This is a genomic window from Microbulbifer sp. TB1203 (genome assembly GCF_030997045.1).
In the GTDB taxonomy this organism is placed as follows: domain Bacteria; phylum Pseudomonadota; class Gammaproteobacteria; order Pseudomonadales; family Cellvibrionaceae; genus Microbulbifer.
Map to the genome: position 1 here is coordinate 2586923 of NZ_CP116899.1, position 14966 is coordinate 2601888.

Consider the following 14966-nt stretch of genomic DNA (forward strand, 5'->3'; position numbering starts at 1 on the left):
GGCTCCCACAAAATTGTTTCAAGCCTTGTCGATATGAAGCCAGTCGAATCCCTGCTGCTGGCAGGCAAAAATACAGTTGCTGACCTGCTCTGCGACATCGCCCAAGGCGCTCCGGGCCAACTCGACGGTATTGTTCTTTTCACTGATATGCGCCACCACCAAATGCTGCAACCGCTCGCAGCCGACCCGCTGCAGGAAACCGGCAGCCTGTTGGTTGCTGAGGTGGCCGTAGGCACCCCCCACGCGCCGCTTCAGTGACGGAGGATAAGGGCCCTGGGCGAGCATTTGTGGATCGTGATTGGCTTCAAGTACCAGGGCATCGCAATCGCCAAAATGTGCCTCCACATGGGGAGTCACAGTACCCAGGTCGGTGAGCAGGCCGAGGCTGCTGCCGCGGCTGCGGAATACGAACTGCGCCGCCTCCCGCGCATCGTGGGGAACAGCCACCGGCGTCACATCGATATCCGCCACCGCAAACGGCCGGTGGCCCTCGATCAAGTGGACCCGCGGCAGCTTGCCGATATCGCGCGCGCGAAGGGTTCCGGGAGTCAGATAGACGGGCAGCCCGTACTTGCGCGCCAACGGCGCCACACCGGAGAGGTGGTCACTGTGCTCGTGGGTCACCAGTATCGCGGACAGGTCCGCCGGCGACACGCCGAGCCGCGCCATGCGCCGCTCGGTCTCCCTGATGGTAAAGCCACAGTCCACCAACAGGCAGTGGCCGCCACTGGCCACCAGGGTGCCGTTGCCCTTGCTGCCGCTTCCCAGCGAGGCAAAGCGCAACATTAAATGAGATTCTGACGAACAGCCATCAACAGTTGCGACGCCCGGTTGCGGGGCAGCGGCTTCCCGCGGGTGTCGCGAACGCGGACCTGGACCGCCTCCCCAGTGCCGCGCACCAGCACCAGGTAGCCGGGAATCTTCTGGTCCGGAGCACCGCCCAGGCCCTCGATACCGCTGAACAGCGCCGGGTCGGCAGAGGGATCGATATTGGCCAACAGCTGTTGCAAGGTCACTTTATCCGCGACCTTTGCCTGCTTGTCCTCGTCCTTGCCCAATCTCCAGGAAAACCAACTGTCGTCATCCTCTTCGGAGAGCTCGCGGTCTTCGTCGTAAGTGACATAGAAGAGGCCGTTGTCCGCATCTTCCTGGTGCAGCCGATAGGCACCGACATTGATCGCATGGGCCACGGTGGCCCGGGCGCGGTCCATGGCCAGGTCCATGGTGATATAGGGTTCTTTGCCCGCCGGCTCCACCAGTTGCACCTTGACCGAGCCGCCGCCGATCGCCTGCGCCACCAGCGATGCCGTCGCGCCGGTGGACTCAGCGGCCAGTGAAGTGGACATCTCGTCGATCATCCAGCCCTCGCGCTCCGGACTGGTGGACCGCTCCGGCCAATTGACCTGGCCGCCCACCGGCGTGTCGATAGGTACCGACAGGTGGCGCACATGAACCTCCGTGGTATCCGGCTGTACGCCGGACTCCACCCGTAACTGGTACTTGTCTTTGGTGTCGGGACTTTCGCCAAAAGTCAGCCAGACGGTTTCCATAAGCCCGGAACTGGCGTCGGACATGGCCAACTGCAGCCCGGAACTGCGCAGGAAGTAATGAAGCTGTGGCCATACTTCATCCGGCGGCTGGGACACCAGCACCCAGCGGCGATTGCCCAGCTTCTGGATCTTCACCCGGTCCATGCCCACATTGGTGGAAAGAGGCTGTGGGCGCGGCACTTCGAACTCGCCGTGCTCCAGTTCACCGCCGCCGATCTGGGGAATCTCGTACAGCTCTTCCTGGTGCTTGGCGGTGACTCCGGGTGGCAGCTGCAGCGGCGGCAGGCTGTTGGCCATCTGGTAGTCATCGCCGCGGTCGCGGAAATAGCCGTCGTCGCCGCCAAACATTCCGCAACCCACCAGCGCGAGGCTGGCGATCCCGAGTGCGGTTCCAGCAGTGAATCTTGTCATTATCGATACCTTTACTTTCGAATCTTGGGCGGCGCGTTTTTTACAATATTCCGGCGCTACGCAACGCCTCGCGCACTGTGGCGTGATGCTCGGGGGAAAGAGAGGTCAGTGGCAGGCGGATACCACCATCCACGCGCCCCATCTCCCGCAGCGCCCACTTCACCGGTATCGGGTTGGACTCCACAAACAGCACTTTGTGCAGTATGCGGATGCGTTCGTCGATGGCGCGCGCTGTGCCGGCATCGCCACCGAGTGCCGCCTCGCACATCTGCGCCACCGCCGCCGGTGCCACATTGGCGGTCACGCTGATATTGCCGTGGCCGCCGGCGAGCATCAGTTCCAGGGCCGTGGCGTCGTCACCGGAATAGACGGCAAAATCCCCGGGCAGGATCTCCAGCAGTTCGCGCGCGCGCTCCAGGTTACCGGTGGCCTCCTTGATGCCGACGATATTGCCGATCGCCGCCAGGCGCCGCACCGTTTCCGGCAGCATATCCACCGCGGTGCGCCCGGGCACATTGTAGAGTATCTGGGGAATGGCCACGGCCTTGGCGATGGCCTTGTAGTGCTGGTACAGGCCCTCCTGGGTGGGCTTGTTGTAGTAAGGAGTGACCAGCAGGCAGGCGTCGGCGCCGCATTTGGAGGCGGTCTCGGTGAGTTCGATGGCCTCCTGGGTGGAGTTGGCGCCGGTGCCGGCAATCACCGGTACGCGCCCGGCCACCTGATCCACCACGCGGCGGATCACCTCCAGGTGCTCGTTGACGTCGAGAGTGGCGGATTCACCGGTGGTGCCCACCGCGACCAGGGCGCGGGTGCCCTGCTCTATATGCCACTCCACCAGATTGTGCAGACTGTCCCAGTCCAGGCTGCCGTCTGCGTACATGGGGGTAGCCAGGGCCACCATACTGCCGGAAAACATCCTAACTCCTTACCTTTCACCGGTTGAGCCGCCGAAAAACGAAACCGGTATGTTACTGAGCGCGCAGGGCGGATGCCAGACCAGTTGCAGGCTATCTGCGCTTCTTGCGCCGCCGCTTGCGCTTGCGGGCCTCGCCGTAGACGTCCGGAGCACCTTCCGGGCGTGTCTTGAAGCGGCGGTGCACCCACATGTACTGGGATGGATTCTCCCGAAGGCGGGCCTCGATAAACTGATTGACCACCACCGCATCCCGCAGTTCGTCGCCGGAGGGAATTTCCTCTATCGGGGGATAGACCACCACACGGTAACCTGCACCGCCCTCCAGCCGGGTCACCATGTAGGGTACCACCTGTGCCCGTCCCAGGCGGGCAAAACGCGAAGTGGCAGTGACTGTGGCCGCGGGCTGGCCGAACAGGGGGGCGAAGACTCCGTGGCTGATGCCGTAGTCCTGGTCCGGCGCATACCATACCGAGCGCCCCCTCTTCAGCGCGCGCAGCATGCCGCGCACATCCTTGCGCTGGTAGACCTCGGAATCCTCCCCGTGGCGCTCGCGTCCCTTGCGCTGCATATAGTCGTACACGGGATTCTTGTGCGGGCGGTACATGCCGTCGACTTTGTGGCACATGGCCATAAAGGCGGCACCTATCTCCAGGGTGGTGAAGTGCATCGCCATCAGCACCGCCCCCTGTCCCCGTTCCTGGGGTTGCCGCAGGTGTTCCAGGCCCTCGATGGTGAAACGCTTGCGCAGCCATTGGCTGGAACGGAACCAGGCCATGCCGGTTTCCATCAGCGCGATACCGTTGGAGTCGAAGTTGCGCCGCAGCAGTTCAGCGCGCTCTTCCTCAGAAAGCTCGGGGAAGCACAGCGCCAGGTTGCGCTCGGCAATTGTGCGGCGGCGGCTGGCAAGGCGCAGCATCAGCCGGCCCAGGACTCGGCCCAGGGCCAGTTGCCAGCGGTAAGGCAGCTGCGCGACCAGGTACCAGAAAGCGAAGAGCAGCCAGGTCGGCCAGTAGCGCGGATGCAGTAGCGCTGCGCGAAAGTGGGGTTTTTCCATCGGGTGTCTTTGTCTGCCGCTGTGGCGGTCGAAAGCGGCGCATTATAGCGATGGCGGGAGGGAGGTGGCGAGGGGTAGAGTGCGCCGTGCGCACTGTCCGGGCCTACTGGTGCGCACGGCGCACCTACTGGTGGTTCAATGCCGCAGCAGGGTATCCAGTTCGTCCACCGCCTCGCACCAGTCGGAATCGTCCAGGATCGCCTGCTCCAGGAACTCCCGCTGCCCGTCAGACCAGAAGGGCGCCTCGGACAGGTGCTCTTCACCGCTCAGGTGGTGGCGCTCGAGAAAACCTTCGACGGCGTCATCATCGGACGGAAGGCCCAGTTGGGCGAAGAGGTCGTTGACGGTGTGGTGGCCGGTGGTTTCCATGGTCGCTCCCCGCGGTCGCAATACCTTGCAACAGTATAGGAAAGCGCCGGGGGCGGCTATCCCCCGGCGGAAGGGAAAGGTTTACGGCGCTGGGTTGGGACTATCGCTGTGCACCGCCTCTATCTCCTCCAGCAGCTCTTCGCTGATTGCCACCCCCACGCTGTCGATATTCGCCCGCAGCTGCTCCATCGTCGTCGCGCCGATAATGTTCGAAGTGACGAACGGCTGCCGGTTGACGAAGGCCAGGGCCATCTGCGCCGGGTCCAGGCCGAACTCCCGCGCCAGGCCGACGTAGGCTTCGGTGGCCGACACCGCCCGCGGGCCCGTGTAGCGCTGGAAGCGCTCGAACAGGGTCAGACGCGCGCCGACGGGTTTGCGTCCGCCCAGGTATTTGCCGGACAGGGCACCGAAGGCCAGCGGCGAGTAGGCCAGCAGGCCGCACTGCTCGCGAATCGCCATTTCCGCGCAGCCCACTTCGAAGCTGCGGTTGAGCAGGCTGTAGGGGTTCTGGATGGAGGCGATGCGCGGCCTGTTGCCGTGCGCGGCCAGACGCAGATATCGATGCATTCCCCAGGGAGTCTCGTTGGAGACACCGATATGACGCACCTTGCCGGCGCGCACCAGTTCCTCCAGCGCACTCAGGGTCTCGGCAATGGATATCCCGTCGTCGCCGTCGTGCTTGTAGTCCAGGCGACCGAAGAAATTCGCGTGCCGCTCGGGCCAGTGCACCTGGTAGAGATCGATAGTGTCGGTGCGCAGGCGCCGCAGGGAATCGTCGCAGGCCTTGAGAATCTGCGCCCGCTCCAGGCGCGGACCGCCACGGATATGCGCCACACCGGAGTTGGCGTCGCCGCGACCGGTGACTTTGGTGGCCAGGACCACCTGGTCCCGATTGCCCCGCGCCGCCAGCCAGTTACCGGTAATCTCCTCGGTGCGCCCATAGGTCTCCGGTCGCGGCGGTACCGGGTACATCTCTGCGCAGTCGATAAAATTCACACCCCGGTCGAGGGCGTAGTCCAACTGCTCGAAGGCCTCGGCTTCGCTGTTCTGCTCGCCCCAGGTCATGGTGCCCAGGCAGATCTGGCTGACTTTGAGGTCGGTGGTGCCCAGTTGGCGGTATTCCATGGGGAAACTCCTGCGATCGATAGGGAGATTATGCTGAGATTTGAGAAAGGAGCTAAAGGAGCTGTAGGAGCGGCTGTCCTGGGAACGCCGAGCTCCAGCTCGGCATCGCGGCCGGAGGCCGCGTCATAGGGCGGTGGAGGATCAAGGCGGGCCTGCGGCCCGCTTTGCCGAGCTGGAGCTCGGCGTTCCCAGGGCTCTCCTACAGGAGACGGCAGGGCTACTCGAAATCCGCCTCTACCATCGGGCTGACATCAGCGTCGTAATCGATGCCCTCGATGCCGAAACCGAACAGCTTGAGGAAATCCTCGTGATGCCCCTTGTAGTCGGTCAGCTCAAACAAGTTCTCGTCGGTCACCTGCGGCCACAAAGCCTCGATCTTAGCCTGAGTCTCCGGGCGTAACTCCTTGTCGTCCATGCGGTAGCGGTTGGCGTCGTCCAGGCGCGGGCTGTCGGTGTAGAGGCCTTCGGTGTAGAGGCGGTACAGCTGCTCGATGCAGCCCTCATGGGTGCCCTCCTCCTTCATCACCTTGTAGACCAGGGAGATATACAGCGGCATCACCGGGATGGCCGCGCTGGACTGGGTGACTATCGCCTTGAGTACCGCCACATGGGCTTCCGCCTTGTCGCTGTCGGTGATGGCCTTGGCGGCGCGATCCAGATCTTCCTTGGCCTTGCCGATGGTGGCGCGACCGTAGATGGGCCAAGTGAGCTTCTCGCCGATATAGGTGTAGGCAACGGTCTTGCAGCCATCCGCCAGCACGCCGGCGTCGCTGAGGGCGTCCATCCAGCGCTCCCAGTCTTCACCGCCCATGACTTTCACGGTCGCGGCGATTTCCTCTTCCGTGGCCGGTTCGACGGTGACCTCGGATATCTCCAGCTTATCGGTATTGAGGCTCTTGGTTGTATAAGCCTTGTCGATCGGCTTCAACACCGAGCTATAGAGTTCGCCGGTCTCCGGGTCCGTGCGTCGCGGCGAGGCCAGGCTGTAGACCACCAGGTCCACCTTGCCCATATCCGCCTTGATCATCTCGATGGCCTTGGCCTTGATCTCATCGGAGAAGGCGTCACCGTTGATGCTCTTGGCATAGAGGCCCGCCTTGTGCGCTTCCTCCTCGAAGGCCGCGGCGTTGTAGTAACCGGCGGAGGCGGTGCGCTTGTCCGTGGGCGGCTTCTCGAAGAAGACCCCCAAGGTGTCGGCGCCGCAGCCGAAGGCGGCGGTGATGCGCGAGGCCAGGCCGTAGCCGGTGGAGGCGCCCACCACCAATACCTTCTTGGGGCCGTTCTCGATGGCCGGCTGGGACTTGATGTAGTCGATTTGCTCGCGCACGTTGGCGGCGCAGCCCTGCGGGTGGGCGTTGGTGCAGATAAAACCGCGTACTTTCGGCTGGATAATCATGCCTGGAATTCTCCCCCTCGATTTTGGGAACCTACAGTCATTGGCTGGGCATTCTATAGGCATAAACCGGCCAGTCCCATAGCCGGCGTCACAGGGCGCGCAAATCGCTGTCCAGAATATCCCCCTCCCCGGCTAAAGCGCCCCGATAGTCCCGGTGGTTTGCTGTAGCGCCATTTGTATGACGAGGCAGCTCTCCACAACTTGTATTTGGCACACTTAGTGCAGCTTCGATACTGGGGCCGTAGCGGACCGCGGCCTATTCTTAACCCATAGCAAGGCAGAGAGGTAGGCATGAAATACTACTCACGTCACTTTGTGAAACCCGGAGATCTCAACCCGGCGCAACGGCTGTTCGGCGGTCAGCTTCTGGCGTGGATAGACGAGGAGGCGGCCATTTTCGCCGGCTGCCAGATGGGCACCCCCATGGTGGTCACCAAGTTGATGTCGGAGATCGACTTCGTCAGTTCGGCGTTTTGCGGCGACGTGGTGGAATTCGGATTCGAGGTGGTGGATATAGGCCGCACCTCACTGACCGTGCACTGTGAGGTGCGCAACAAGCAGACCCGCGAGCTGATCATACAAGTGGAGCGCATCGTGTTTGTCGCTCTGGACGCGGAGGGCAAACCCACTCCCCACAAGAAGGCGGGTATGACCCTGGAGGAGGCCCGGGAGGCCTCCCGGCGGGAGCAGGAGGAGAAAGAGCGGAGGGAGCAGCGTCTGGCCAGTTAGGGAACCCCTATGCTCCCCTGGCCCTCTCCCCCAGCCCCTCTCCCCCAGCCCCTCTCCCGCAAGCGGGAGAGGGGAGCATTCGGCCCCCTCTCCCCACTGGGGAGAGGGTTGGGGAGAGGGGGCAAAATAGGGAGAGGGGCCAAACCGGCGGTATAATCGCGCATTTGCGATTGATACCGCCCCCATGTTCGACCTGAGATTCACCACCCCAAAATCCTGGACGGAGCCAGTACTGGCCGACTTCGACCGCTTCCTGCAGGATCACGCCGCCGCGGAGAAAAAGGCCTCCGGCATGGCGGTTTCCATGTTCTCCCACTACCCGGATAAACCGGTGCTGGTGGAGGCCATGGTGAACCTGGCGCTGGAGGAGATGAACCACTTCCGCCAGGTGATCAAACTGATGCACGAGCGCGGCGTTTTCCAAGCGCCGGACGAGAAAGATCCCTACATCAACGCCATCCGCAAACTGATCCGCCGCGGCAGCGAAGCGTACCTGCTCGACCGCCTGCTCACCGCCGGCATTATCGAGGCCCGCGGCTGTGAGCGCTTCGGACTGGTGGCCGAAGCGCTGCCGCAGGGCACGCTCAAAACCTTCTACCAGGTGATCACCGAAAGCGAGGCCCGCCACCACGAGTTGTTTGTGGAGCTGGCCCTGGAATATTTCCCGCGGGAAACGGTGGAAGCCCGTCTCCACCAGTTGCTGGATGCGGAAGCGGCCATCGCCGCCGCCCTGCCCCATCGCGCCGCGCTGCATTGATGTCCGCGGGAAAGTATCTGCAAAAATACGCGGAGCCGGAAATCCGCCTGCTGGACACCTGGCCCGACAGCCGCTACCGACACACACTGGTTATTCCCAGCTACCGGGAATCGCCGGATTTTCTGCAGCGGTTGCTCGAAAAGTTCCCGACAAAAAAACTGCTGCTGATACTGGTGGTCAACCAGCCGGACGGTGACGACAACGCAAACAGCAACCGGGAACTGCTGCAGGCGATAGAAAAGCTCTCACCGCCCGCCTGGCAGAACCGGCACCTGAGCCTCCGCCCCTGGGGAGAAAACGGCGGCCTTCTGCTGGTGGAGCGCTGGCGGGAGACGCTGCGCATTCCGCGCAAACAGGGCGTGGGCCTGGCGCGCAGGATCGGCTGCGATATCGCGGCGCAATTGCATCAACTGGGTTTTCTCTCCAGCCCCTGGATACACTCCACGGATGCGGACACGTGGCTGCCCGAAGACTATTTCGAGGGACTCCCGGATGCGCAAATCACCAGCGCCGCCCTCTACCCCTTCGCTCACGACAGCGGCCACAGTCCGGTGCATCAGGCGCTGCAACTCTACGAACAGGCGCTGCACTACTATGTGGAAAACCTGCGCCGGGCCGGCTCCCCCTGGGCCTTTCATACCATCGGCAGCATCCTGGCGATCAGCGTCCATCACTACTGCGCCGCGCGGGGATTCCCGAAAAAAGCCGCCGGGGAGGATTTCTACCTGCTGAATAAACTGGGCAAGCTGGCACCGGTGGTGGAACTCACCGACCGCGCACCTGTGCGCATTGCCGCGCGGCTCTCCGACCGGGTGCCCTTCGGCACCGGCCCAGCCACGGCGAAAATTGCCGGGCAACTGGAGTCGGGCGAAGAACCCACCTGGTATGCGCCGCAGGTATTCGACGAATTGCGCGATTTCCTAAACGAAGCCCTGGAGGATGGCGGGCAGGTCTGTCAAAACCCCCGCTGGCGGGAGGCGCTGGAAGAGCTGGGCTGGCAACAATTTACCAATCACTGCCGGCAGCAAAAATTACTGGGCGCCGCCAGGGAGAACGCCTTTCACCATTGGTTCGACGCCTTCCGCACCTTGCGTTTTATTCACCTGATGCAACGCCGGTGGCATCCGCCGCGGCCATTGCGTGAATTACTCGCGCAAACCACCTCGGTGTCTCAGGGTACTTTGTAGGAGCGGCCCATGGCCGCGATCAGACTCACCTCGTAGCACAATACGATCGCGGCCATGGGCCGCTCCTACAAAGGATTTGACGTAGTTTCGTAGGATGGGCAAAGCGCAGCGTGCCCATCATCTCGCCCGTGATGGGCACGCTGCGCTTTGCCCATCCTACAGAATTGTGCAACCGCCAATATCTAACGCAACAACAACAGCGGCTGACGGGTATTCAAAAGCATTTGTGCGGTAATACTGCCCAGCAACAGATCGCGCAGGCGGTTGTGACTGAAGGCGCCCATCACCGTGAGATCGGTTTCGTGCTCCTTCTGGTAGGCGGTGAGCGCTTCCACGGTCCTGCCCTCCAGGCGGTTCGCGGTCACCGCCAGGCCGGCGCCGTCCAGTTGGGCACTGGCTTCCGCCAGCAGGCTCTCCGCAGTTTCCGCCGGCCCCACATACACCAGGTGACAGGAGATATCGCGAAACAGCGGGCTCTCCGCCACCATGGCCAGCGCCTTGCGCGCCGCCGCGCTGCCGTCGTAGGCCAGCAAGATCCTGCGCGGTGCCCGGAACTCCTGGTTGACCACGAGGATGGGCTTGTGCAGTGCGCGCACCACGGTCTCCAGGTGCGCGCCCAGACCCCGTTGGGATTCGCCGTGTTCCTCGCCGCGAATGCCGATCACCAGTACGCGGATGCAATCCTCCAGCTCCACCAGGGTCTCGCCCAGGCTGTCGTGGCGCTGGCAGGTGATCACCTCCCGCACACCCGCCTGCTCCGCCCGCTCCCGCGCGGCCTGCAGCACAAGCTTGCCCTGCTGCACCATCAGGCGCGAGCGCTGCTGCTCCAGGGTGGTCAGCTCCTCCAGAAGCTCTTCCTGGCTGCCGAGACCAATACTGCCGGTGAGATCCGCCACCGCCGGCACATTGCCGCGCTCGATATTGTGCAGCAATTTCAGCGGTGCGCCGGTGTTCACCGAGATCCAGGCGGCGTAGTCGCAAACGGCTCCGGTGTAGTGGGAGCCATCGATACACGACAGCACCAGCGGTTGCTCGTGGTGGTTATTATTGTTGTTGTTCAACTCGCTCATCAGTGTCCTCCCAGAACACGTTCGATTTCTTCTGGCTTATCGTGTACGCCGAAGCGGTCGACGATGGTCCCTCGCGGCGGAACGTCACCACCGCCTTGTCCAGGGCGTAGACCGGGTTCACACTACCACAATCACCGCGGCCAGCATCACCAGTTGAATCGCCACCCCCGGAGGGGAACAGGCAGATGATGCCCAGACCGGCGGCGGTCGTGGCGTACACCTGCCAGTTGACATTTGTGGAAGAGAACAGCATAAGAAGGGCACTACCAGGCAGGATGACATCGATCAAAAAAGGCCGCGGGCTCTATCACAAACCGCCGCTGTTCGCAGCCTCCGGAACGGACACTTTGGGCGGCCGCTACGCGTTCGGCTGAACAGCGAACGGCAGGCGGAACGGGCGGTGCTTTAAAGCTGCTTGATCAAAGCTGCTTGATCAAAGCCGCTTGATCGCCTCAACCGCCAACTCAGTCAATCCCGCCCCGTCATCTTGCATATACGCTCTGATATCCGCTCTCATCGGCTTGGCCCAGAACCTGCGCACATGCGCCGCCACAGCTTCCGCCGCCGCGTCCGGACCGCCCTGCACCGGGGTGTTGGCGGCTATCTGGTTGATCATTTTCACCAGTTGTTCGGAGTGCTTGCTGCTCATGGGATGGAGTCCGGGTATCGTTGGAATGGCTCGTGATCGGTTGAGTGGTAGACCACCTGGCGGCCGTCCCGGGCGAAGCCGATCAGGTTCAGCCCGCTGTGATTGGCGCGGTCGACGGCTACGGCCGTGGCGCCGCTGACGGCGACGAGGCTGCCCAGGTTGCAGCGGGCCATTTTTGCGACGAGTTCGTAACTGGCCCGGCTGGAAACAAGGACGAAGCCGTTGTCCCTGTGCACTTGCCGACGGTGCAGGGCGCCGATCAGTTTATCCAGCGCGTTGTGCCTTCCCACATCTTCGCGCAGCATTTGCACCTGACCTTCGGGGGTGCACCAGGCGGCCGCATGAATGGCGCCGGTACAACGTTGCAGGGGTTGGTGGTCGCCGAGCTGCTGCAGCGCCCGCTGGACGGCTTCCGCCGCCGGTGGAGACCTGCGCGCAATCTCCGGCAGGGGCCGCAACGCCTGTGCCAGCGACGTCTGGCCGCACAGTCCGCAACCGCTGGGGCCGGCCAGGGTGCGGTGCTGGCGTTTCAATGCATCCATACAGCCGCCGTGGATTTGCAGCTTCAATTCAATGCCGCGGTCGCCGTGGTCGGTGATCTCCAGATCGTAAAGTTCCCCAGCGCGGGTGAGGATGCCCTCGCTCAGGCTGAAACCGAGGGCGAAGTCTTCCAGGTCGGTCGGGCTGGCCATCATCACGGCGTGGGCAATGCCGTTGTAGACCAGGGCGATGGCGGTCTCATCGGCCAGGCAGTCGTCCTGAATGCATTCCGACCAGGCGTTTGGTCCGCGGCGCTGACGCACCCGCACCTTTGCGGTCCGGCAGCCGGCCTGGTCGATCAGTTTCGTCTCGGCTTTGACAGTGGCCATGGTCGCCTCACGCCACCGGTTCAGCCGAGGCGTTGGAGGGCAGCAGGCTCCATTGTTTCCGGTGCTGTTTCCGATGGCGCTCCTGCCAGGCCGAAGGCCGGGCGACCTTCTCGCATTGCACTGCCGTGACCTTGTATTCCGGGCAGTTGGTGGCCCAGTCGGAGTTGTCGGTGGTGATGACGTTGGCGCCGCTGACCGGGTGGTGGAAGGTGGTGTAGACCACGCCCGGTTGCATGCGGGTGCTGATTTTGGCTTGCAGCACGGTGTTGCCAGCGCGGCTGGTTAGGCCGACCCAATCGCCATCGTTGATGCCGCGTTCTTCGGCGTCGTGCGGGTGCAGTTCCAGCCAGTCCTGGTCATGCCAGCTTTGGTTGTCGGTGCGTCTGGTCTGGGCGCCGACGTTGTATTGGCTGAGGATGCGGCCGGTGGTGAGCAACAGCGGGAAGCGGCGGTTGGTTCGCTCCGTGGTGGGCACGTAGTCGGTGAGCACGAACTTACCCTTCCCGATCGGGAAGTCTTCCTCGTGCATGATCGGGGTGCCGTTTGGGTGCTCGTCGTTGCACGGCCATTGGATGCTGCCGAGTTCGTCCAGCTTTTGGTAGGTCACATTCTTGAAGCTGGGTGTGAGCTGGGCGATCTCGTTCATGATGGCTTCCGGGTGGTTGTAGTCCATCCGGTAGCCCAGGGCGTTGGCGAGGTCCTGAGTGATCTGCCAGTCTTCCTTGCCCGCGAGCGGCGGCATTACTTTGCGCACGCGGTTGATGCGGCGTTCGGCGTTGGTGAAGGTGCCGTCTTTCTCCAGGAAGGAGGAGCCGGGCAGCAGCACGTGGGCGAACTTGGCGGTCTCGTTCAGGAAGAGGTCCTGCACGATCAGGCATTCCAGCGAGCCGAGCGCCTGTTCCACGTGCTGGGTGTTGGGGTCCGACTGGGCGATGTCTTCGCCCTGAACGTACAGGCCCTTGAAGCTGCCGTCGATGGCGGCGTCGAACATGTTGGGGATGCGCAGGCCGGGTTCATTGTCGATCTTGACGCCCCAGGCGTCTTCGAAGGCTTTGCGCGGGCCGTCCTGGGAGACGTGCTGGTAGCCCGGCAGTTCGTGCGGGAAGCTGCCCATGTCGCACGAACCCTGGACGTTGTTCTGGCCGCGCAGCGGGTTCACGCCCACCCCTTCGCGGCCGATGTTGCCGGTGGCGAGCGCGAGGTTGGCGATGCCCATCACCATGGTGGAACCCTGGCTGTGCTCGGTCACGCCCAGGCCGTAGTAGATGGCGCCGTTGCCGGCCCCGGCATACATCCGGGCCGCTTCGCGCACTTTGTCGGCCGGTACGCCGGTGATGGCTTCCGTCGCTTCCGGGGAGTGGCGTTCCTCGCGGATGAAAGCGTTCCAAGCGGCGTATTCGCCGCTATCGCATCGCGTGACGATGAACATGCGGTCTTCCAGTCCCTCGGTGATGATTACGTGCGCCAGGGCGTTGATCAGAGCGACGTTGGTGCCCGGGCGCAGCGGCAGGTGCAGCGCCTCGCCGCCGTGCGGGGTTTTCATCAGGTCAATATAGCGCGGGTCGGCGACGATAAGTTTGGCGCCCTGGCGCAGGCGGCGTCGCAGTTGCGAGCCGAACACTGGATGAGCATCGGTGGGGTTGGCGCCGATCACGACGATACAGTCCGCCTTCATCACGGAATCAAAAGTCTGGGTGCCGGCGCTCTCGCCCAGGGTCTGTTTCAGGCCGTAGCCGGTCGGCGAGTGGCAGACGCGGGCGCAGGTGTCGGTGTTGTTGTTGCCGAAGGCGGTGCGCACCAGTTTTTGCACCAGGTAGGCTTCTTCGTTGGTGCAGCGAGAGGAGGTGATGCCGCCGACGCTGTCTTTGCCGTATTTGGCCTGAATCGCTTTGATGCGCTCGGCCGCGAACTGAATCGCTTCTTCCCAGCTCACTTCGCGCCAGGGCTCGTCGATGTGGTTGCGGATCATCGGCGCGGTCAGGCGGTCCGGATGGGTGGCGTAGCCGAAGGCGAAGCGGCCCTTCACGCAGGAGTGGCCGTGGTTGGCGTGGCCGTCCTTGAACGGGACCATGCGCACCACGGTGTTGCCTTTCATCTCGGCCTTGAACGAACAGCCGACGCCGCAGTAGGCGCAGGTGGTCACCACCGAGTGTTCCGGCTGGCCCTGTTCGATCACGGAGTTTTCCATCAGCGTGGCGGTCGGGCAGGCCTGGACACAGGCGCCGCAGGAGACGCATTCGGAATCCATGAAGTCGTCGTTTTGTCCGGCGGCGACTTTGGAGTCGAAGCCGCGTCCGTCGATGGTCAGCGCGAAGGTGCCCTGCACTTCCTCGCAGGCGCGCACGCAGCGCGAACAGACGATGCACTTGCTGGCGTCGAAAGTGAAATAGGGGTTGCTGGTGTCTTTCCCGGCATCCAGATGGTTTTTGCCCTCGTAGCCGTAGCGCACTTCGCGCAAGCCGACGGCGCCGGCCATGTCCTGCAGTTCGCAGTCGCCGTTGGCGGAACAGGTCAGGCAGTCCAGCGGGTGGTCGGAGATGTACAGCTCCATGACGTTGCGGCGCAGCCTGGCGACGCGCTCGTTCTGGGTAATGACGCTCATGCCCTCGGCAACCGGCGTGGTGCAGGAGGCCGGCAGGCCGCGCCGGCCTTCGATCTCGACCGCGCACAGGCGGCAGGAGCCGAAAGCGTCCAGGTTGTCGGTCGCGCACAGCTTGGGAATCTGGATGCCGGCGATGGCGGCGGCGCGGAGAACGGATGTTCCCTCGGGCACTTCGACGGTTTGGCCGTCGATGGTCAGGGTCACGGTGTGGCCGCTCTCAATCGGGGGCGGCGTGCCCAGGTCCCGGTCGGTCTGTGTCTTGGGGTCAAAAATATGCAGCAT

15 protein-coding genes are annotated in these 14966 nt (G+C 63.3%); 3 read left to right on the forward strand and 12 right to left on the reverse strand.

Translation table 11 applies throughout. From position 1 onward, the window contains the following. Positions 1-18 precede the first annotated feature (18 nt). The 7 genes from PP263_RS10820 to fabV all read right to left on the reverse strand — a co-directional run bounded on the left by PP263_RS10820 (position 19) and on the right by fabV (position 6821). Complete coding sequence (locus tag PP263_RS10820; protein ID WP_308368452.1) at positions 19-786, reverse strand: MBL fold metallo-hydrolase; 768 nt, start codon at positions 784-786, stop codon at positions 19-21. Beyond that, positions 786-1961, reverse strand: coding sequence for an outer membrane protein assembly factor BamC (gene bamC / locus PP263_RS10825; RefSeq protein WP_308368453.1), 1176 nt, complete (start codon positions 1959-1961; stop codon positions 786-788). The genes PP263_RS10820 and bamC overlap by 1 nt, the downstream gene beginning before the upstream one ends. Before the next feature lie 40 nt (positions 1962-2001). Beyond that, the gene (gene dapA, locus PP263_RS10830) at positions 2002-2877 is read right to left on the reverse strand and encodes a 4-hydroxy-tetrahydrodipicolinate synthase (protein ID WP_308368454.1); all 876 of its coding nucleotides are present in this window, start codon (positions 2875-2877) and stop codon (positions 2002-2004) included. Positions 2878-2968: 91 nt separating this feature from the next. Next, positions 2969-3931, reverse strand: coding sequence for an LpxL/LpxP family Kdo(2)-lipid IV(A) lauroyl/palmitoleoyl acyltransferase (gene lpxL / locus PP263_RS10835; protein ID WP_308368455.1), 963 nt, complete (start codon positions 3929-3931; stop codon positions 2969-2971). 135 nt (positions 3932-4066) lie between these two features. Then, entirely contained in the window at positions 4067-4300 is a 234-nt protein-coding gene (locus PP263_RS10840; protein WP_183460848.1) for a DUF2789 domain-containing protein, read from the reverse strand. Between the two features lie 81 nt (positions 4301-4381). Further along, positions 4382-5425 (reverse strand): NADP(H)-dependent aldo-keto reductase, encoded by a 1044-nt coding sequence (locus tag PP263_RS10845; RefSeq protein WP_308368456.1) that lies wholly within the window; start codon positions 5423-5425, stop codon positions 4382-4384. A 217-nt stretch (positions 5426-5642) separates the two neighbouring features. Then, positions 5643-6821 carry an enoyl-ACP reductase FabV gene (gene fabV / locus PP263_RS10850; protein WP_308368457.1) on the reverse strand — a complete coding sequence of 393 codons (1179 nt, stop codon included), beginning with the start codon at positions 6819-6821 and terminating at the stop codon, positions 5643-5645. 291 nt (positions 6822-7112) lie between these two features. Between fabV and PP263_RS10855 the strand changes: the two genes are divergently transcribed. The 3 genes from PP263_RS10855 to PP263_RS10865 all read left to right on the forward strand — a co-directional run bounded on the left by PP263_RS10855 (position 7113) and on the right by PP263_RS10865 (position 9494). Next, the gene (locus PP263_RS10855) at positions 7113-7550 is read left to right on the forward strand and encodes a hotdog domain-containing protein (protein WP_308368459.1); all 438 of its coding nucleotides are present in this window, start codon (positions 7113-7115) and stop codon (positions 7548-7550) included. A 184-nt stretch (positions 7551-7734) separates the two neighbouring features. Next, entirely contained in the window at positions 7735-8307 is a 573-nt protein-coding gene (locus tag PP263_RS10860; protein WP_308368461.1) for a tRNA-(ms[2]io[6]A)-hydroxylase, read from the forward strand. Further along, the gene (locus tag PP263_RS10865) at positions 8307-9494 is read left to right on the forward strand and encodes a hypothetical protein (RefSeq protein ID WP_308368462.1); all 1188 of its coding nucleotides are present in this window, start codon (positions 8307-8309) and stop codon (positions 9492-9494) included. The genes PP263_RS10860 and PP263_RS10865 overlap by 1 nt, the downstream gene beginning before the upstream one ends. Positions 9495-9676: 182 nt before the next feature. On the opposite strand, the gene PP263_RS10870 is transcribed toward PP263_RS10865, so the two are convergent. From PP263_RS10870 to fdhF, 5 genes are all read right to left on the reverse strand, one after another. Next, a complete protein-coding gene (locus PP263_RS10870; RefSeq protein ID WP_308368464.1) occupies positions 9677-10564 on the reverse strand; it encodes a universal stress protein in 888 nt (295 codons plus the stop codon). Next, the gene (locus PP263_RS10875) at positions 10539-10853 is read right to left on the reverse strand and encodes a hypothetical protein (protein WP_308368671.1); all 315 of its coding nucleotides are present in this window, start codon (positions 10851-10853) and stop codon (positions 10539-10541) included. The genes PP263_RS10870 and PP263_RS10875 overlap by 26 nt, the downstream gene beginning before the upstream one ends. 144 nt (positions 10854-10997) lie before the next feature. Then, positions 10998-11213, reverse strand: a complete 216-nt coding sequence (locus PP263_RS10880; protein ID WP_308368465.1) for a formate dehydrogenase subunit delta — start codon at positions 11211-11213, stop codon at positions 10998-11000. Beyond that, positions 11210-12082 (reverse strand): formate dehydrogenase accessory sulfurtransferase FdhD, encoded by an 873-nt coding sequence (gene fdhD / locus PP263_RS10885; RefSeq protein ID WP_308368466.1) that lies wholly within the window; start codon positions 12080-12082, stop codon positions 11210-11212. Before fdhD ends, PP263_RS10880 begins: the two co-directional genes overlap by 4 nt. Before the next feature lie 7 nt (positions 12083-12089). After that, the gene (fdhF, locus tag PP263_RS10890) at positions 12090-14966 is read right to left on the reverse strand and encodes a formate dehydrogenase subunit alpha (protein WP_308368467.1); all 2877 of its coding nucleotides are present in this window, start codon (positions 14964-14966) and stop codon (positions 12090-12092) included.